The organism is Saccharobesus litoralis (assembly GCF_003063625.1).
Classification (GTDB): Bacteria; Pseudomonadota; Gammaproteobacteria; order Enterobacterales; family Alteromonadaceae; genus Saccharobesus; species Saccharobesus litoralis.
Map to the genome: position 1 here is coordinate 3,889,426 of NZ_CP026604.1, position 16,961 is coordinate 3,906,386.

Sequence of the window (16,961 nt, forward strand, 5' to 3'; positions counted from 1 at the left end):
ATTGGCCTTAACTTCTATTATTTTTTATGGCATTACTACAAATATCTGAGCCAGGGCAAAGTACGGCACCACATCAACATAAGTGGGCCGTCGGTATTGATCTTGGTACGACTAATTCACTGGTTTCTTCGGTTAGAAGTGGCGAATGTTCGACACTGCCCGATGCTAATGGCCAAGATATCCTACCTTCAGTTGTGCGTTATATTAGTAACGACGAAAAACAGATCGGCGCAATTGCCTTGGCAAATGCCGAGTCTGATCCTGAGAATACGTTAATTTCCATTAAACGGTTTATGGGCCGTGCAGCTGCAGATGTTAAAGCTAAATACGCGGATTTGCCTTATCAGTTTAGTGGTGAAGATGACGGTCTCGTTAGTATTAATACAGCGGCTGGTGTTAAGTCACCGATTGAAGTTTCAGCCGATATTTTAGCTGCATTAAAAACGCGAGCTGAAAATACCTTAGGCGATGAATTGCAAGGTGCGGTTATTACTGTACCGGCTTATTTTGATGATGCACAGCGCCAGTGTACTAAAGATGCCGCTGCGCTTGCCGGATTAAAAGTACTGCGTTTATTAAACGAGCCCACTGCGGCTGCGATTGCTTATGGTCTTGATTCAGGTCAAGAGGGGACAATTGCGGTTTATGACTTAGGTGGCGGCACATTCGACATTTCAATTCTTAAGTTGACTCGAGGTGTGTTTGAAGTATTGGCCACGGGTGGCGATTCAGCTTTAGGTGGCGACGACTTTGACGAAGCCATTGTCGCTTGGTTAAAACAACAATGGCAGCTTACAGGTCAATTATCACCGCGTTTATCTCGAGTATTAAAAGAGCATGCTAAAGCTGCCAAGCAGCAGTTATCATCGGCAGATGTCACTCAAATTAACATTACATTAGATGGTGGCGAGAAAAAGTCGCTTGAACTTAGCTTTAGCCAGTTTAATGAATTGATTACGCCTTTAGTTAATAAAACCTTGGTTGCTTGTCGTCGCTCGTTAAAAGATGCTGGCATTAAACAAGATGATATTGCTGAAGTAGTTATGGTTGGCGGATCTACCCGTGTTCCCTTGGTTCGTGAAAAAGTAGAAAGCTTTTTTAAACAACAACCTTTAACCAGTATTGACCCTGATAAAGTCGTAGCTATAGGCGCTGGTATTCAAGCCGACATTCTTGTTGGTAATAAGCCCGATTCAGATTTGGTTTTATTAGATGTTATACCGTTATCGCTTGGCATAGAGACCATGGGCGGTTTAACTGAAAAAATTATTAGTCGCAATACCACTATCCCAGTCGCTAAAGCTCAAGAGTTCACTACGTTTAAAGACGGCCAAACCGCGATGGCTATTCATGTTGTGCAAGGTGAGCGTGAACTTGTCGCTGATTGTCGCTCATTGGCTCGCTTTGAATTACGGGGTATTCCTGCAATGGCTGCGGGTGCTGCTCATATTCGGGTTACTTTCCAAGTGGATGCGGATGGCTTGTTATCCGTGACGGCGATGGAAAAATCAACCGGTATTCAGTCCAGTATTCAAGTTAAGCCGTCTTATGGCTTATCAGATAATCAAATTGCTCAGATGCTTAAGTCATCTATGGAATACGCAAAAGATGATATCCGTCAGCGCATGTTGGTTGAACAACAAGTTGAAGCGGATCGATTACATGAATCTTTATCTAATGCCTTAGACAAAGATGGCGAAGCCATTTTAAGCCCAGAAAGCCTAAATGAGTTGCGAGATGCGTTAGCTAAATTAATGGATCTACGTCATCACAATGGTACTGAAGAGCAGATCAAACAACAAATTAAGCACGTAGATGCATTAAGCCAAGACTTTGCTGCATTACGTATGGATAAATCAGTTAGTGCTGCCTTGTCAGGGCAGAAAGTAGACGAGGTTTAAAATGCCACAGGTTATCTTTTTACCACATAAAGACCTATGCCCAGACGGCGCTGTGCTGGAAGGCGAATCAGGACAGTCCGTTTTAGATGTAGCGCTTAAAAATGATATTGATATCGAACATGCTTGTGAAAAAGTGTGTGCTTGTACCACTTGTCATGTCATTATTCGCGAAGGGTTTGACTCGTTAGAAGAAAGCGATGAACTTGAAGACGATATGTTAGACAAGGCTTGGGGGTTAGAACCTGAATCGCGTTTAGGTTGTCAGGCAATCATAGCCGATGAAGACTTAGTGGTCGAAATTCCTATGTATACTATCAATATGGTGTCAGAAAACCATTAGTCTTCTCGCTCAGCTTTTATGGTTCATTGTCAGCGCTTACTCTCGACTTTGCTTACATGGATGTAAGTACTTAGGTTTCGTCTGGAACAGGAAACCTGTGGCTCCTGCGTCGTCCTAACACCTAAATCCATTTAGGCGGCCCCAATCACATAATAGAGCATTTGCTCATGGGGTCTCGAAGCTTGCCTGCATGGATGCAGGTAAGGGGCGTTAGCAGGACGCGGTAGCTGCCCCTAAAACCTGATCGCTTTGACTATATATGCTGTGTATTAAGCGTGGTCATCAAATTAATGTGCCACGCTTTTTTCTATACTAGTTGCCATCCACATACATTTTGTTTTGGAATTTTAATTCCTGCTTAGAAACCCCATCATCGACATAGATAGTAAACCTGAGTGTTTCTTCATTACTGTGTTTAACCTGCGCCATATAATAAATTGCATTTCCTTCATCAACTTCGATAAACGTTAGCTCTTTATGATGGCCGATTAAGTTTTTGGCAAAGCCAGTTACAGTGACTTTTTGGCCTTTTTTAGATTGGCTGTCTAAAACACTAATATTGACTAATGCCATATTGTTGCGGCGTTTTAAACCGAGTGCTTTCGCTGTTTGTGGCTGAACAAAAGTGGAAGGAAAAGCAATGTAATGCACATCGTATTTGCCCAATTTTTTCATTTGCTCAGCAAAACTAAAGCCAGAAAAAAACAAACTAAAACAGAGACAGCATTTAATAAAAAATTTCATTTGCGGCATGATAAAACAAGTGTCCGTATGTTGATGATGTTATCTATTGGTTGAAACCACTGAGGTGGTAAGAAAAGCCAAACTAATCGCATTATTCCAGGCGCTTAACAGCATTTCCTGCATCTTTGTCGACAAAGGTTGCAGGTATTAGGCAATGTCGCAGCTGGAAATCAAGTCTGTAGCAGCCCAGCTGCTATTGTTAAAATAAATTTCGACCTACACTGAACAACGTCAACTAATCAAAATTAAAGAGGTATTCGTTCTCTTTTTAATGGTTAAAAACGGCCAAACATATCGATTAATAGCAAACTCACAAATTGTAATCCCAGCAGTACTACCAATACGGAGAGGTCAAAACCACCCATAGGCGGGATTATCTTACGTACAGGGCGCAGTAAAGGTTCAGTTAATTGATATAACACTTGATCAATAGGTGAGTGCCCCTGACTGACCCAACTCATGAGTGCGCGGATCACGATAATCCAAAATACAATATTCAAGCCTTCTTTAATAATCGCCACTAATGTCACTATTAATAGTTCCATTGGGTTAACCATTCCACCACCATTTAAGGTGAAAAGGATAAATATTTTAGCGGCGGCTATTAATACCATTAACACAATTGAGGCTAAATCTAATCCCCATAGCCCTGGAATGATACGGCGTAACGGAATTAGCGGTGGATTGGTGACTTTGACGATGAATTGTGAAAACGGATTATAAAAATCGGCGCGTACCGTTTGCATCCAAAAGCGTAAAATAACGGCCATTAAATACAGACCAAATAGAGATTCGACTAAAAAGTTTGTCGCTTGCATTGGACGAGTCCTAAATTTAATTATTTTTTCTAGTTCAATATTAACTAGTCAAGATTTATAGATTAAAACAATTTTGCCATTTCTTCAGCGCGTTTTATTGCAGCATGCATAGCTTGCTTGGAAATGTCACGCAAGCCTTGATCTTCAAATACCTTAATGGCTTCTGCCGTTGTGCCACCTTTTGAGGTTACTTGCGCACGTAAGTCAGCTAAGCTTACCTCTTGATTATGACAAACCATTTGCGCAGAGCCTAGAGCTACCTGTTGCACAATATTGCGCGCGTCAGTATCAGAAAACCCTAAAGCTTTGGCTTCTTGTTCTAGTGATTCCATAAACAAGAAAAAATAAGCCGGCGCGCTACCGGCAACAGCGATAATTTTATCAATACCGGCTTCATCTTCAACCCAAGCGGTTTGACCAACAGCAGCCATTAAATCGTTAGCAAAGGTTTTATCTTCAACACTGATATTTTGTGGTGCATATAAGCCTGTCATACCTAAACCTAATAACGAAGGGGTATTAGGCATAGTGCGGATAATTTGATGCTCGGCGCCTAACATTTCATTTAAGCGTGCAACCGGCAGTCCAGCCGCAATAGAGATAAAGAGTTTTTTGCTTAAATCAAGCTTGGCTTGGTTGGCGTCTTGCGTGAGTCGCTGAAGCATCTCATTCATGAGTTGCGGTTTCACTGCAAGTACCACAACATCGGCATTAGTCACCGCATTAAGATTATCTTGGGTAATATTAATGTTAAATGCAGTTTGTAAAGCATCCAGTTTGCCTTGGCTCGGATTGGCCGCGGTAATGTTGTTGGCTGGGTAACCTTTTTCAACTAACCCACCAATGATACTTTTGCTCATGTTACCCGCGCCGATAAAGGCAATGTTTTTTATATTCATAATTTATTGGTTCTTTTCACTAATTTTGTTGGGTTGGCTTACTTTCTCTAACACCGAAAATGGCCGTACCAATACGCACCATAGTCGAGCCGTTTGCAATTGCGGTTTTACTGTCTTGGCTCATGCCCATTGACAAGGTATCTATGGTCGAATACTGATTTTTCAATTGTTCAAACAAGCTTTTCATCGCGGCAAAATGTTGATTTTGTTCATTTTCATCTTGTGTATTAACCGGGATCGCCATCAAACCACGTAAACACAGATTGGGTAATTGACTGATGTAGTTAGCGAGTGCTGCAACTTGCTCAGGTAGCACCCCTGATTTACTGTTTTCTGCGGCAACATTCACTTGGATCAAAACATTAAGTTTAGGTTTGTTGCTTGGTCGTTGCTCATTTAAACGTTTGGCGATTTTTTCGCGATCCAAACTTTGCACCCAGTTGAAATGTTCAGCCACAGGCTTAGTTTTATTGGATTGCAATGGCCCTATAAAATGCCAATCTAAGTCAGTTAACTGACTTAATGCCTGAATTTTTTCGATACCTTCTTGTACATAATTTTCGCCAAATAAACGCTGGCCTGCAGCATATGCTTGCTCAATATCAGCGATGGGTTTGGTTTTACTCACAGCAAGCAATTGAATTTCATCTGCTTTTCTTTGCGCATTGCTTGCGTATTTTGTGAGGTTAGTACGTGCGATTTCTAGTCTTTCTGCTATTGTATTCATAAATTTGTTTTAATTATTAGCAACTTGGCGAGAGTTTAAGCAAAAAAGCAAATTTTCGTTTAGAAGCTAAACTTAAATCTGAAATTATACTCATTGTGGAGTGAATTAGCATGGATATTACAGAATTACTGGCCTTTAGCGTAGAACATAAAGCATCTGATTTACATTTATCAGCGGGTGTATCACCCATGATCCGTGTTGATGGTGAAGTACGCAAAATTAACATACCTGCCTTAGATCATAAACAAGTGAATCAGCTTATTTATGACATTATGAATGATAAGCAGCGCAAAGATTACGAAGAAAACTTAGAATCCGATTTCTCGTTTGAAGTTCCTAATCTTGCTCGATTCAGGGTTAATGCTTTTGTACAAAACCGCGGCGCTGGCGCTGTGTTTCGTACCATCCCAAGTGAAGTTTTATCTTTAGAAACCCTTAACGCGCCCGACATTTTCCGTGATTTGGCCGACAAACCTCGCGGTTTGGTATTAGTTACAGGGCCAACGGGTTCGGGTAAGTCAACCACTTTGGCGGCCATGATTAACTATATCAATGAGTCTAAGCATCACCATATTTTAACCATTGAGGACCCAATTGAATTTGTTCATCAAAATAAATTGAGTTTGATTAACCAAAGGGAAGTGCATCGCGATACTAAGTCGTTTAATAACGCATTACGTTCTGCTTTACGTGAAGATCCTGATGTTATCCTAGTGGGTGAGATGCGTGACCTTGAAACTATCCGCTTAGCTATGACAGCTGCCGAAACCGGTCACTTAGTTTTTGGAACCCTGCATACTACGTCAGCGCCGAAAACGGTTGACCGTATCGTTGACGTGTTCCCTGCAGCAGAAAAACCTATGGTCCGTTCAATGCTATCGGAATCCTTGCAAGCGGTTATTTCCCAAACCTTATTGAAAAAGTCGGGTGGTGGCCGAGTTGCCGCTCACGAAATCATGGTGGGTACTCCGGCTATTCGTAACTTGATCCGTGAAGATAAAGTCGCTCAAATGTATTCTGCTATTCAAACGGGTATACAGCAAGGTATGCAGACCATGGATCAATGTTTAATGAACTTGGTTAACTCTGGTCAAGTATCACGCCAGGCCGCGATGCAAAAAGCGGTTAATAAACAAATGTTTGGAGGCATGTAAGCATGTTACTCGCTCCTTATTTAAAAGACATGTGCGATAAAAATGGCTCTGACTTGTTTATCGCTGTTGGCCGTCCAGTTTGCGCCAAAATTAATGGCGAAATGACCCCGTTAGATGAAGAAGTTGTCGTAGAAGAGCATGCTCGAGAGCTAGCACTAGACTCGATGACGGATAAACAAAAGGATGAGTTTTTAACCACTAGTGAGTGTAACTACGCGGTGGCTATTGACGGTGTTGGACGTTTTCGTTGTAGTGCGTTTGTCCAGCGCGAAAAAGTGGGTATGGTTATTCGCCGTATTAATACCGAGATCCCAGATGCGGACAAATTAGGTTTACCTAACGTATTAAAAGAAGTGATCATGTCTAAGCGTGGTTTATTTTTGTACGTGGGTGCGACAGGTACTGGTAAATCAACCGCACTCGCGGCATTAATGGGCTATCGTAATCGTAATTCAAAAGGCCATATTTTAACCATTGAAGACCCGATTGAATTTGTGCACAAGCATGAAAAATGCATTGTTAACCAACGTGAAGTGGGGACAGACACAGAATCATTCGATGCCGCGCTGAAAAGCTCGTTACGTCAGGCGCCAGACGTCATTATGATTGGTGAAATTCGCTCTAAAGAAATTATGGAGTATGCGTTAAGCTTTGCGGAAACAGGGCATTTGTGTGTTGCGACACTGCATGCTAATAACGCCAACCAAGCTATCGATCGTATCATGCACTTAGTACCAAAAGATATGAAAGAAAAGCTGTTGTTTGATTTGTCACTGAATTTACGCGCCATCTGTGCTCAGCAATTAGTGCCAACAAAAGACGGTAACGGTCGGGTTGCGGCAATCGAAATTATGCTCAATTCTCCACTTATCTCAGATATGATCGCCCGTGGTGATATTGGCGCAATTAAAGAGGTGATGGACAAATCAAAAGAGCAGGGGATGCAAACGTTTGATGGCGCCTTATTTGAACTTTACAATCAAGGTAAAATTAACTTTTCAGATGCATTACATCACGCCGATTCGCCGAATGATTTACGCCTTAAAATTAAATTGCGCACTAACGAAACTCGAAGTTCAGGTTTCTTAGATGGTGTTACGGTTGATTTTGATGACGGCCCTAAATAGCAAAGACTTGACGATGTTAACTCGTTAAGAAAATAAGAAAAATGGCGCTTTGGCGCCATTTTTTATGCCACTGCGTTGATTATTTTAGTGTGATTTTAATGTCAGCCATTTTAACATCAGTCTTTTCATGTGATAAAAAGGGAGGAACTATGTCACTTGAAGCCTTACCCATTGCTCAAGTTGGGCAAGCGATTCTAAAACAACCTGCACAGCCGGTGAAAATGTTTGACGATGGGTTAAATCAATTTGTCGAACAATTGCTTACTACCATGCTAAAAGCGAATGGAATAGGTATTGCCGCACCTCAAGTATTTGATCCGCGCGCGATTATGATTATTGCATCTAAAGCCAACCCGCGTTATCCAGATGCGCCTGATATGCAGCCTATCGTTATGATTAACCCTAAGTTGTTAAGTCACAACAATATCACTGACAAACAATACGAAGGCTGTTTGAGTGTACCGGGTGTTCGAGGTTTAGTGCCTCGATACACGGAAATAGAATTTGAATATCAGGACTTAAAAGGGCAGATTCATCGTCAATCATGGCAAGGTTTTTTAGCCAGAATATTTCAGCATGAGCTTGATCATCTTTTAGGTAAAACTTGGTTAGACCGAGTTGAGTCTAATCAGGATATTATTGCAGAGTCTGTGCTTGTCCAGCAGATGGCGAATTCTCACCCTAAAACATCAGAAAATTAGCTAGGATGACAGTTTTCGTTAGGTTGATAGCGGCATCAGTGTTATATTTGCTGCCGATTTTTAAACAAGCATTTAATTGAGGAAAAACACAAATGAAAAAAGTGGGTTTAGTCGGTTGGCGTGGCATGGTAGGTTCAGTATTGATGAACCGCATGGTCGAAGAGAAAGACTTTGATTTAATCGAGCCAGTCTTTTTTACTACGTCACAAACAGGCAAACCAGCACCTAACTTTGGTAAAGATGCTGGCGTTTTACAAGACGCTAAAAATATTGATGAACTAAAGCAAATGGACATCATTATTTCCTGCCAAGGTGGTGACTACACTAAGAGTGTTTTCCCTGCTTTACGCCAATCGGGTTGGAATGGTTACTGGATCGATGCTGCAAGTACCTTGCGTATGGATGATGAAGCGTTAATTATTTTAGATCCAGTAAATAAAAACGTTATTCAAGACGGTTTAACCAAAGGTGTGAAAAACTTTGTTGGTGGTAACTGTACTGTTAGTTTGATGATGATGGCTCTAGGTGGCTTATTTGACAAAGGTCTAATCGACTGGATGACATCTATGACCTATCAAGCAGCATCAGGTGGCGGCGCAAAACACATGCGTGAATTAATTTCAGGCATGGGGTATTTACGTGATTCAGTGGCTGGTGAATTAGCCGATCCTGCCAGTGCTATTTTAGATATTGATCGTAAGATCACCACATCAATGAACAGCGAAGGTTTCCCAACGGATAATTTCCAAGTGCCTTTAGCGGGTAGCTTAATTCCATGGATCGATAGTGATCTGGGTAACGGCCAAAGCCGTGAAGAATGGAAAGGCGGCGCTGAAACCAACAAGATTTTAGGTAACGACGGCATTGTTATCCCAGTTGAAGGTTTATGTGTACGTATTGGTACTATGCGTTGTCACTCACAAGCGTTCACCATTAAGCTTAAGCAAGACGTGCCGATGGACGAAATCAACGATATGTTAGCTAAGCATAATGACTGGGTAAAAGTTGTACCAAATGAAAAAGAAGCAACAATGCAGCAGTTAACGCCAGCAGTGGTTACCGGTACATTAGACGTGCCAGTAGGCCGTTTGCGTAAGCTGGCGATGGGTGGTGAATACCTATCAGCATTCTCAGTTGGCGACCAATTATTATGGGGTGCCGCAGAGCCGCTACGTCGTATGCTACGTATCTTGTTAGAAGACTAAGTCTCGACATAATTTTAAATTGAAAAAGGCCAGCTAAATGCTGGCCTTTTTTTTAGCAAGTAAGCCAGCAAACTTATCTAGCTAAAAAACGTCGTGTAGGCGAGCATTTATGCTTGCAGAGACTGCAAACCTAACTAACCAAAAAGAGCAAGACTACCAAAATCAAGGGCTTGTAAGCCAACTCTCGCCGACCAACCAACTGTATATCTTCACTCATGGTGACCATGCTAAATATGCCATTCCCTGATTACCTACCACAGCAAAATGACATTTAAGCAATTATTCAGAAAAACAACTGGCCAATGTTCATTAACTGGCCGATACAGGCTTGTATCTAATTACGTCGAAAATAAGGGAAAAATCATTTAAAACCCCTTATCTAGCAGTTTAATCCAGATTTATCATGGTTTTGACCAATTTTGACAAGCGGTGGATACATTAAATTTGTTCTCGAATTACAACAATAATGAGTGGGTTTAGTCTGTCGCCACTGATCCTCCCACTCAAATCAAAACAATAATTGGAGTTTAAAAATGGAGTACAGTATTCCGCATGAAATAGGCCAAACGTCGCAGGTAAGAAAACTTAAAGACTGTTTAGCATTAACCTTGGACAATGCGAATTTAAAGGATGCTTCAGTGCAGCTCTTTATTCAGGAAAACCCTTTGGCAGCGGATGCTGAAATTACCGAGTTTCGTGGAGGCGGTATAAAACCCCCACAATCTATTTGTTCTTATCCTATTTTGTATCATCGCAAGCAAATAGGGTTATTAAATCTTACTGAGCCTGCCAATGATAGTAATGCTCAAGTGCCAGTTGAAGTGAGTCGAAAAATTGCTTTATTGATTAAACGTTTTCAAGCCACCTCGTTAACTAAGCAGCATTTAGGGTTGAATATTGGTTTGCTGGGTCAAAGTGATCAAGTGTTAACTATTGAAAGCTTTATTGAAAAAGCGTCTAACACTAGTTGCCCAGTTATTGTCGAAGGCGAGTTCGGTTGCGAAAAATTGGCCGTAGCTAGCGCTATTCATTACAACAGCAATATTAAACACAAACCGTTTTTGGAAATTAATTGTTCAGTTGCCACTTTTTCTGAATTTAGGGATACCTTGCTGAGCGGAATACAAGCCGCATCGAATGGCACTATCTATCTAAGTGATGTTGATCAGCTTAGTTTTTCTCAACAAAACCTACTCGTAGAATTGTTATCTGCTAATTCCAATACCCCTGAATCACATTATGGTATGAAAAACATGCTGCAAAATACACGCTTGATTGCTTCAAGCGCAGAAGAGTTGCATGTCCAAGTGAGCAAAAATCGTTTTTCCAAGCGCTTGTATTCAATACTTAATTTTTTAACCGTATCAATACCACCGTTAAGAGAACGCCGTGCTGACATTCCTGAGATAGTGCGCGATCTAGTCGAAAAATACAAAGTGTATGACGAACAGTGTTTATCTGATGAAGTTGTCAATCGTTTGGTTGAGTTTAATTGGCCGGAAAATATCGTGCAGTTAGAACGAGTCATGGCGCGATTATTGAGTTTAAGTAACACCAACCCTGTGCGTATAGATGAACTAGAAAAATATGCGCCAGAAGTGTTTGAGGCACAATCGTCGGCAAAAAATCAAGCTAGCGTCATGCAGCTTAACTTGGTTAATAATTTACTTGCTGGTGATTTATCATCGTTTAAGTCAGTGCATGTGAAGTTACAAAAAGCGTTAGAGTTTTTAGCTTTGCATTTTAAGGAGTCGATAACATTGGGTTGTTTAGCGAATCATGCTTATGTGAGCGAATCACATTTATCTTATTTATTTAAGCAGTTTTTGAGTCGCAGCTTTAAGCAGATCCTAGCTGAAATGCGTATTGAGCAAGCCAAACGCATATTTAAACAAACACCTCACGCGCGTATTACTGATGTGTCTCTTGAGGTTGGATTTGGTGATTTGAGCCATTTTGAAAAAACCTTTAAACGTTTTACTCAGCTTACCCCTAGGGAATATAAGAAAAAACAAAAGTCGTGATCCTGTGTTTGATTAAATATAGTCAAAGCGATCAGGTTTTAGGGGAAGCCGTCAAGCTTCGAATCCCCATGAGCATATGCTCTATTATGTGATTGGGGTGAGTAAGCGCTGACAATGAACCATAAAGCCTGAGCGAGAAGACTATAGCCAAACTTAATACGGACACTGTTTACCTATTTATATTTTAATAATTATTGAGTTTGAGCGATTTTCTGAACTTAGCATAATGACAGAAGTGCGAGGAATGGCGGCAAGGCCTTATGCCGCTTTACTTCAGTTTTCACCTTTATATAGTCAAAGCGATCAGGTTTTAGGGGAAGCCGTCAAGCTTCGAGACCCCATGAGCATATGCTCTACTATGTGATTGGGGCGAGTAAGCGCTGACAATGAACCATAAGACCTGAGCGAGAAGACTATATTTAACACTAACCTTTAACTCTCATTATTTACTTTCCTTTCTACTTTTATTGGTTAATACGTCATTTACAAAAACGGTTTAATTAACCCCCCAGATTAGAAGCATTTGTTCGTGTTTTAAACCGATAATTTAAACCCACCACTCGTTACTATGAACTCACTGAAAAATGATGAGTAAGCGCTATGAGCAGCTCAAGTCCGGCAGAAACCTGTAATAAGTTAGTTGAGCAATATGCACCAACTATTGCGCGTTCCATGCTGGTTCAAACTGCAGCACAGGCACTAGCCAATGCGTCATTAAATGCGACAGCGGTACAACAGCAGCAAAATTTACTCATTAACACCAATACGGCGATTAGTTCTGCATTGCTCCAAGCGGTCGGTGCGGCTTATGCCAAATAAATTCTGGCCAGCAATTTAGACGACTTTGCAGCCCGAATGTCAGAGCCAAATGTTTTGGCTCTTTTTAACTTAGTTAAAGGAATTGTTATGCCAGTCAATGAGCAAGTGACCGATTCAGTCACTCAGGTTAATACCAGTGTTGTAGGGGAGACACCCGCAATCGGTTTGGGAAACCTACAGGTTTCTACTAGCCAAGCGTTAGGTATTTCAGCACTAAATGCGAGTGAAACAGCCCAGCAAGCGGGCATTGTTTTACAAACAGCAACGGTTCAGGGCGTTAACTCTTTAATGTCGACTTGTACTGCGGTTCTTGGCCGTAGTTCTGAGTCGGTTATTGAGTAGTTAGCGTTCGGAAAATTATACGGCGGAGCCTGATTTTTGGGTGAGTCGTGTTTTTAAACTTAGAAATTAAAAGGAAATCATTATGCCAGTAAATGAACAAGTGACTGATTCAGTTACACAAGTAAACACTAAAGTAGTTGGCGAAACGCCTGCAATGGCTATGGGCAACCTATTGATGTCAACTAGCCAAGCATTAGGTACCTCTGCGCACAACGCAACATCTGCTCAACAGCAAGCGCAAATCACCTTACAAGCGTCTACGGTTCAGGGTGTAAATTCACTTATGGCTATTGGTAGCTCGGTAATCGGTCGCGGTGCAGAAGAAATCATCGAAAAAGGCTAATTGTTAGCTGATCCATGCTTGCGTTTTATAACAGCAAGCATGGCTAACCCCAATTAAAGTGATGACAGATCACTTGGATCTAATAAGTTAAAGAGGAAATTAAAATGCCAGTTAATGAGCAAATCACAGATTCAGTAACTCAAGTTAATACCAAAGTTGTAGGCGAAACACCAGCAATGGCAATGGGTAACCTATTAATGTCTACCAGCCAAGCGTTAGGTAACGCTGCACACAATGCCACAGCAGCTCAACAGCAAGCGCAAATTACTATGCAAGCGGCAACAGTGCAGGGTGTTAATTCACTTATGTCAATTGGTAGTTCAGTTATCGGTCGTAGTGCTGAAGGTATTATTGAAAAAGGCTAAGCCAATCTTCAATAGTTGGCGTTTTTCAATGTAGGTCGGGCTTTAGGCTGATAAAACCGCGTGTTTTATTGGCTTGAAGAACGAGCCTACAGGGATTTGTTTCCAAGTACCTAAAAATAGCTAACGTTGTAGTTGTAAGAGGATAAGTTATGCCAGTCAATGAACAAATTACGGACTCTGTTACGCAAACCAATACAAAAGTGATAGCAGAAACACCGGCAATGGCCATGGGCAATTTACTCATGGCTACCAGTCATGCGTTGAGCATAGCTGCTCACAACGCAACGGCGGCACAACAGCAAGGGCAAATAGCCATGCAAGCGGCAACAGTGCAAGGTGTTAACTCACTTATGGCTGTTGGTGCAGCAGTATGTGGGCGAAGTGCTTCAAGTATTATTAAGTAACAAGATGATTAGGAAAATGTTATGCCAGTAAATGAACAAGTAACGGATTCAGTTACGCAAGTTAATACAAAAGTAGTAGGTGAAACGCCAGCCATGGCAATGGGCAACCTATTAATGTCAACAAGCCAAGCTTTGGGTAATGCGGCTCACAATGCGACGGCGGCTCAACAGCAAGCGCAAATCACCATGCAAGCTGCTACGGTACAAGGTGTTAATTCACTCATGTCAATTGGTAGCTCTGTTATTGGTCGTAGTGCTGAAGGCATTATTGAGAAAGACGCCTAAGTTTTTCAACCTTCGGTGAGGGTAGTGGTTGGCTAGGCCAGTGACTACCCCAACTGTTAGCTATTTTTGAGAGATTTATCATGAGTAATGCAGATCATTCTTCAGATTCAGCGGTTAATAGTGCTCAACAGTCCATTGCCCAATCGACGGCGTTAGCACTGGCTGATGCAACTGATAACTTACGCAATTTAAACACGCTAAGTACAACGGCGATAGGTGTTGCGTTGTCACAGTTTATTGAAACAGGTGACACTAAATTTTGTGATGTTATTCAAGAAGCACAAATGGTGGTTACCCGAGGTGCCGAAAACTTCAGTGTGGTTGGTGAGAAGGCGACCTCAGTATTACATGAGACAACTGAATAGGTACTAATTGATGGGTATTTAGGGTGAAAATGTCTGTATTTATAGTGGTTTTCACCGATTTTTAAAACGGTTGAAAATTTAGACTAATTAGCCAATCCCCGTGTAACTAAAGGTATCAAACGGAGCAGCACGATGAGTAATGACGAAAGTAACTCAACAAGTCAAGAGCGCACAATAACAACGGCTGGTAATGTCCCTTTTTCTCCTCAATCAACAGGGTTAGTCGAAACCACATTTGCTGAAACATTAGGCTTATCTATGCATAACGCGATAGTTAATCAACAAAGTTCACAAATGACGACGGCTGCTTCTGTCACGAATGCTTGCGCTCGGTTACTGCAAGCCCAGGTGCCGATCCAAGAGGTTAAAAAAGACCAAGGTAAAGTGATTGATGCCGAGCCTGTCGTGGCTGATCCTGCCGACAAGCCAGAAGAAAAACCAAAACGTAAATTTAACCCATTTGCGTTTATGAAAAAGAAAAAACAGCCGGATGACGCTGAGGCTGAAGTGTCTGCTGCGCAAGATAACTAAGTGGGGGCTGCTGTGTCTATTGAACAAACATTGCTGGAAAACCATGACCGCTATATGCAGTCGATTGAAGAGTTTACTAAGCAACAACAAGCCCAAGTTGAAAGTATCATTAGTGAAAATCAACAAAACTTGAAAGATGTAAAACCGTTTGAGCAAGCACAAGAAACGGATGAAAAAACGGCAGAACTTATGAAAAAAGTCAATCAAGAACTCGATAAGGCTGTTGAAAAAATTAACCAACAAATGAGTGAACTCACTCAACAGTCATGATCTTTGAATTAATATAGGACGTTACCATGTCAAAAACTGTAAATGAAAAAATTACTGATTCAGTTACCCAAGTTAACACTAAAGTCATTGGCGACGCACCGGCTATGGCTATGGGCAATTTATACTCCATGATGGGCTTAGCGATCTCTAACGCTGCATTAAATGCCACCAGTGGCCAGCAGCAGGCAGGTATCACCATGCAATCGGCAACGGTGCAAGGGGTTAATGCGTTAGGTGCCATAGGCAGTGCTGTATTAGGCCGAGCGGCTGAAGGCGTTGTTGAAAAAGACAGCTAATCAGATAACTGCACGCCATGAGCAACGAGCAAGACAATCAAAGTGTCTCGGAAGTGATTAATCAGCTTGCCGAGGCTAGTTTGGCCGATACTGTGGGTTTGATGATGCAAAATGCCGTGACTATTCAACAAGGTATGCAAGCTATCGCCAATACTGCAGCCTCTTCATCTTGTGCGCTTATACTAAAACAGGGTGGCGGTTAGTTCATCAGAGCTGATCGGCTAACGGGTTGATTTTTATCTCATGGCTGATAATTCTGCACCGATTAAAGCGCAGCAGGCGGTTGCTCAATCAACCGCAATTGCGGTACAGGATGCCACCGATAACCTCCGAAATATTAATACCATTGCGACAACGGCAATTGGTGTTGCGCTATCTCAGCTATTGGCCACTGGCGATCAAAAGTACGTAAAAGTATTGGAAGAAGCGCAAAAAGTCATGGTCAATGGCGCAGAAAACTATGCATCGGTAGGCGAAAAAGCTGCCAAAATTCTTAAAGACTTTAAGCCTTAAACATTTTTAAAAGCCCGAAAAAAAACCTTAAAAAAACGTAACTTAATCCGCGTTTCCTTGGCTATCCACCTGCATTATGTCTGGGCTAACTCATTAAAACTATATTTTAATATGACGAAGGAAGCTCTATGTCTATCGAATTAACTTCAGAACAATTGGCTGAAATTATGCCAAAAGCAAAATCAGAAAATATTGATTTTTACCTGCCGGCTATTAATAGCCAACTTAGCAACTTTGCAATTGATACCCCATTACGTGTTGCCCATTACATAGCACAAATTGCTCATGAGAGTGGCTCGTTTCGCTACAAAGTTGAAAACTTAAATTACAGCGCTAATGCTTTACGCGCCGTGTTTAGCAAATACTTCCCAGACGATGATTCGGCTGACGCGCATGCTCGGCAACCTGAAAAAATTGCCAACGTCGTTTACGCCAATCGCATGGGCAATGGTGATACAGCAAGCGGCGAAGGCTGGCAATATCGTGGTCGAGGATTAATTCAATTAACCGGTAAAGAAAACTATGAAAAGTGCGGTTTAAGCTTAGGACTGGATTTAATAGCCCAGCCAGAGTTGCTAGAAGATGACCCTGATGCCGCCGTTGGTGCTGCATGTTGGTATTGGGACTCCCGGCAATTAAACGAGTACGCCGATGAGGATGATATTAAAGCGATTACTCGTCGTATTAATGGTGGTTATAACGGCTTAGACGATCGTCAAGCCTACCTAGAACGTGCCAAGCAAGTATTGAATATTAATTAATTACGAATGACCTAAGGAACAAACCCC

The 16,961-nt window shown here is 41.6% G+C and carries 25 protein-coding genes; 21 read left to right on the top strand and 4 right to left on the bottom strand.

Annotated elements, in window-relative coordinates; genetic code table 11:
• Positions 1-26: 26 nt before the first annotated feature.
• The gene (gene hscA, locus C2869_RS14000; protein ID WP_108603530.1) at positions 27-1,901 is read left to right on the top strand and encodes a Fe-S protein assembly chaperone HscA; all 1,875 of its coding nucleotides are present in this window, start codon (positions 27-29) and stop codon (positions 1,899-1,901) included.
• Between the two features lies 1 nt (position 1,902).
• Positions 1,903-2,241, top strand: a complete 339-nt coding sequence (fdx, locus tag C2869_RS14005) for an ISC system 2Fe-2S type ferredoxin (RefSeq protein ID WP_108603531.1) — start codon at positions 1,903-1,905, stop codon at positions 2,239-2,241.
• Positions 2,242-2,553: 312 nt separating this feature from the next.
• Here the strand turns inward: fdx and C2869_RS14010 are convergent, their stop codons facing one another.
• From C2869_RS14010 to C2869_RS14025, 4 genes are all read right to left on the bottom strand, one after another.
• The gene (locus C2869_RS14010) at positions 2,554-2,916 is read right to left on the bottom strand and encodes a DUF4426 domain-containing protein (RefSeq protein ID WP_228710670.1); all 363 of its coding nucleotides are present in this window, start codon (positions 2,914-2,916) and stop codon (positions 2,554-2,556) included.
• 344 nt (positions 2,917-3,260) lie between these two features.
• Positions 3,261-3,803, bottom strand: a complete 543-nt coding sequence (locus tag C2869_RS14015; protein ID WP_108603532.1) for a YggT family protein — start codon at positions 3,801-3,803, stop codon at positions 3,261-3,263.
• 62 nt (positions 3,804-3,865) lie between these two features.
• Positions 3,866-4,702, bottom strand: a complete 837-nt coding sequence (gene proC / locus C2869_RS14020; RefSeq protein ID WP_108603533.1) for a pyrroline-5-carboxylate reductase — start codon at positions 4,700-4,702, stop codon at positions 3,866-3,868.
• A gap of 19 nt (positions 4,703-4,721) precedes the next feature.
• Positions 4,722-5,429, bottom strand: a complete 708-nt coding sequence (locus C2869_RS14025; protein WP_108603534.1) for a YggS family pyridoxal phosphate-dependent enzyme — start codon at positions 5,427-5,429, stop codon at positions 4,722-4,724.
• Between the two features lie 110 nt (positions 5,430-5,539).
• Between C2869_RS14025 and C2869_RS14030 the strand changes: the two genes are divergently transcribed.
• From C2869_RS14030 to C2869_RS14115, 19 genes are all read left to right on the top strand, one after another.
• Positions 5,540-6,583 (top strand): type IV pilus twitching motility protein PilT, encoded by a 1,044-nt coding sequence (locus C2869_RS14030; RefSeq protein ID WP_108603535.1) that lies wholly within the window; start codon positions 5,540-5,542, stop codon positions 6,581-6,583.
• A gap of 2 nt (positions 6,584-6,585) precedes the next feature.
• The gene (locus C2869_RS14035) at positions 6,586-7,710 is read left to right on the top strand and encodes a PilT/PilU family type 4a pilus ATPase (RefSeq protein ID WP_108603536.1); all 1,125 of its coding nucleotides are present in this window, start codon (positions 6,586-6,588) and stop codon (positions 7,708-7,710) included.
• 149 nt (positions 7,711-7,859) lie between these two features.
• Entirely contained in the window at positions 7,860-8,411 is a 552-nt protein-coding gene (gene def, locus C2869_RS14040; protein ID WP_108603537.1) for a peptide deformylase, read from the top strand.
• Between the two features lie 92 nt (positions 8,412-8,503).
• On the top strand, positions 8,504-9,616 hold the full coding sequence (asd, locus tag C2869_RS14045) for an aspartate-semialdehyde dehydrogenase (protein WP_108603538.1): 1,113 nt from the start codon (positions 8,504-8,506) through the stop codon (positions 9,614-9,616).
• A 109-nt stretch (positions 9,617-9,725) separates the two neighbouring features.
• A complete protein-coding gene (locus C2869_RS22500) occupies positions 9,726-9,863 on the top strand; it encodes a hypothetical protein (RefSeq protein WP_159084178.1) in 138 nt (45 codons plus the stop codon).
• A 286-nt stretch (positions 9,864-10,149) separates the two neighbouring features.
• Positions 10,150-11,640, top strand: coding sequence for a helix-turn-helix domain-containing protein (locus C2869_RS14050; RefSeq protein ID WP_108603539.1), 1,491 nt, complete (start codon positions 10,150-10,152; stop codon positions 11,638-11,640).
• A gap of 600 nt (positions 11,641-12,240) precedes the next feature.
• A complete protein-coding gene (locus C2869_RS14055; RefSeq protein WP_108603540.1) occupies positions 12,241-12,459 on the top strand; it encodes a RebB family R body protein in 219 nt (72 codons plus the stop codon).
• A gap of 36 nt (positions 12,460-12,495) precedes the next feature.
• A complete protein-coding gene (locus C2869_RS14060) occupies positions 12,496-12,801 on the top strand; it encodes a RebB family R body protein (RefSeq protein ID WP_228710671.1) in 306 nt (101 codons plus the stop codon).
• A gap of 82 nt (positions 12,802-12,883) precedes the next feature.
• Positions 12,884-13,144 carry a RebB family R body protein gene (locus C2869_RS14065; protein WP_108603541.1) on the top strand — a complete coding sequence of 87 codons (261 nt, stop codon included), beginning with the start codon at positions 12,884-12,886 and terminating at the stop codon, positions 13,142-13,144.
• A 104-nt stretch (positions 13,145-13,248) separates the two neighbouring features.
• Positions 13,249-13,509, top strand: a complete 261-nt coding sequence (locus tag C2869_RS14070) for a RebB family R body protein (RefSeq protein ID WP_108603542.1) — start codon at positions 13,249-13,251, stop codon at positions 13,507-13,509.
• Positions 13,510-13,658: 149 nt separating this feature from the next.
• Positions 13,659-13,913, top strand: coding sequence for a RebB family R body protein (locus tag C2869_RS14075; protein ID WP_108603543.1), 255 nt, complete (start codon positions 13,659-13,661; stop codon positions 13,911-13,913).
• Positions 13,914-13,934: 21 nt separating this feature from the next.
• Entirely contained in the window at positions 13,935-14,198 is a 264-nt protein-coding gene (locus C2869_RS14080) for a RebB family R body protein (protein WP_108603544.1), read from the top strand.
• An 80-nt stretch (positions 14,199-14,278) separates the two neighbouring features.
• Entirely contained in the window at positions 14,279-14,563 is a 285-nt protein-coding gene (locus C2869_RS14085) for a hypothetical protein (RefSeq protein ID WP_108603545.1), read from the top strand.
• 132 nt (positions 14,564-14,695) lie between these two features.
• Entirely contained in the window at positions 14,696-15,094 is a 399-nt protein-coding gene (locus C2869_RS14090; protein ID WP_108603546.1) for a RebB family R body protein, read from the top strand.
• Between the two features lie 12 nt (positions 15,095-15,106).
• Positions 15,107-15,364, top strand: a complete 258-nt coding sequence (locus C2869_RS14095) for a hypothetical protein (protein ID WP_159084179.1) — start codon at positions 15,107-15,109, stop codon at positions 15,362-15,364.
• A gap of 26 nt (positions 15,365-15,390) precedes the next feature.
• The gene (locus C2869_RS14100; protein ID WP_108603548.1) at positions 15,391-15,660 is read left to right on the top strand and encodes a RebB family R body protein; all 270 of its coding nucleotides are present in this window, start codon (positions 15,391-15,393) and stop codon (positions 15,658-15,660) included.
• Positions 15,661-15,677: 17 nt separating this feature from the next.
• Positions 15,678-15,863, top strand: coding sequence for a RebB family R body protein (locus C2869_RS14105; RefSeq protein ID WP_108603549.1), 186 nt, complete (start codon positions 15,678-15,680; stop codon positions 15,861-15,863).
• Between the two features lie 40 nt (positions 15,864-15,903).
• Complete coding sequence (locus C2869_RS14110) at positions 15,904-16,173, top strand: hypothetical protein (RefSeq protein ID WP_108603550.1); 270 nt, start codon at positions 15,904-15,906, stop codon at positions 16,171-16,173.
• A 128-nt stretch (positions 16,174-16,301) separates the two neighbouring features.
• Entirely contained in the window at positions 16,302-16,934 is a 633-nt protein-coding gene (locus tag C2869_RS14115; protein ID WP_108603551.1) for a glycoside hydrolase family 19 protein, read from the top strand.
• The last annotated feature ends 27 nt before the right edge of the window (positions 16,935-16,961 follow it).

Coding starts and splice junctions, on each gene's coding strand:
- hscA (WP_108603530.1), top strand. CDS start 27: ATGGCATTACTACAAATATCTGAGCCAGGGCAAAGTACGGCACCACAT.
- fdx (WP_108603531.1), top strand. CDS start 1,903: ATGCCACAGGTTATCTTTTTACCACATAAAGACCTATGCCCAGACGGC.
- C2869_RS14010 (WP_228710670.1), bottom strand. CDS start 2,916: ATGAAAAAATTGGGCAAATACGATGTGCATTACATTGCTTTTCCTTCC.
- C2869_RS14015 (WP_108603532.1), bottom strand. CDS start 3,803: ATGCAAGCGACAAACTTTTTAGTCGAATCTCTATTTGGTCTGTATTTA.
- proC (WP_108603533.1), bottom strand. CDS start 4,702: ATGAATATAAAAAACATTGCCTTTATCGGCGCGGGTAACATGAGCAAA.
- C2869_RS14025 (WP_108603534.1), bottom strand. CDS start 5,429: ATGAATACAATAGCAGAAAGACTAGAAATCGCACGTACTAACCTCACA.
- C2869_RS14030 (WP_108603535.1), top strand. CDS start 5,540: ATGGATATTACAGAATTACTGGCCTTTAGCGTAGAACATAAAGCATCT.
- C2869_RS14035 (WP_108603536.1), top strand. CDS start 6,586: ATGTTACTCGCTCCTTATTTAAAAGACATGTGCGATAAAAATGGCTCT.
- def (WP_108603537.1), top strand. CDS start 7,860: ATGTCACTTGAAGCCTTACCCATTGCTCAAGTTGGGCAAGCGATTCTA.
- asd (WP_108603538.1), top strand. CDS start 8,504: ATGAAAAAAGTGGGTTTAGTCGGTTGGCGTGGCATGGTAGGTTCAGTA.
- C2869_RS22500 (WP_159084178.1), top strand. CDS start 9,726: ATGCTTGCAGAGACTGCAAACCTAACTAACCAAAAAGAGCAAGACTAC.
- C2869_RS14050 (WP_108603539.1), top strand. CDS start 10,150: ATGGAGTACAGTATTCCGCATGAAATAGGCCAAACGTCGCAGGTAAGA.
- C2869_RS14055 (WP_108603540.1), top strand. CDS start 12,241: ATGAGCAGCTCAAGTCCGGCAGAAACCTGTAATAAGTTAGTTGAGCAA.
- C2869_RS14060 (WP_228710671.1), top strand. CDS start 12,496: ATGTCAGAGCCAAATGTTTTGGCTCTTTTTAACTTAGTTAAAGGAATT.
- C2869_RS14065 (WP_108603541.1), top strand. CDS start 12,884: ATGCCAGTAAATGAACAAGTGACTGATTCAGTTACACAAGTAAACACT.
- C2869_RS14070 (WP_108603542.1), top strand. CDS start 13,249: ATGCCAGTTAATGAGCAAATCACAGATTCAGTAACTCAAGTTAATACC.
- C2869_RS14075 (WP_108603543.1), top strand. CDS start 13,659: ATGCCAGTCAATGAACAAATTACGGACTCTGTTACGCAAACCAATACA.
- C2869_RS14080 (WP_108603544.1), top strand. CDS start 13,935: ATGCCAGTAAATGAACAAGTAACGGATTCAGTTACGCAAGTTAATACA.
- C2869_RS14085 (WP_108603545.1), top strand. CDS start 14,279: ATGAGTAATGCAGATCATTCTTCAGATTCAGCGGTTAATAGTGCTCAA.
- C2869_RS14090 (WP_108603546.1), top strand. CDS start 14,696: ATGAGTAATGACGAAAGTAACTCAACAAGTCAAGAGCGCACAATAACA.
- C2869_RS14100 (WP_108603548.1), top strand. CDS start 15,391: ATGTCAAAAACTGTAAATGAAAAAATTACTGATTCAGTTACCCAAGTT.
- C2869_RS14105 (WP_108603549.1), top strand. CDS start 15,678: ATGAGCAACGAGCAAGACAATCAAAGTGTCTCGGAAGTGATTAATCAG.
- C2869_RS14110 (WP_108603550.1), top strand. CDS start 15,904: ATGGCTGATAATTCTGCACCGATTAAAGCGCAGCAGGCGGTTGCTCAA.
- C2869_RS14115 (WP_108603551.1), top strand. CDS start 16,302: ATGTCTATCGAATTAACTTCAGAACAATTGGCTGAAATTATGCCAAAA.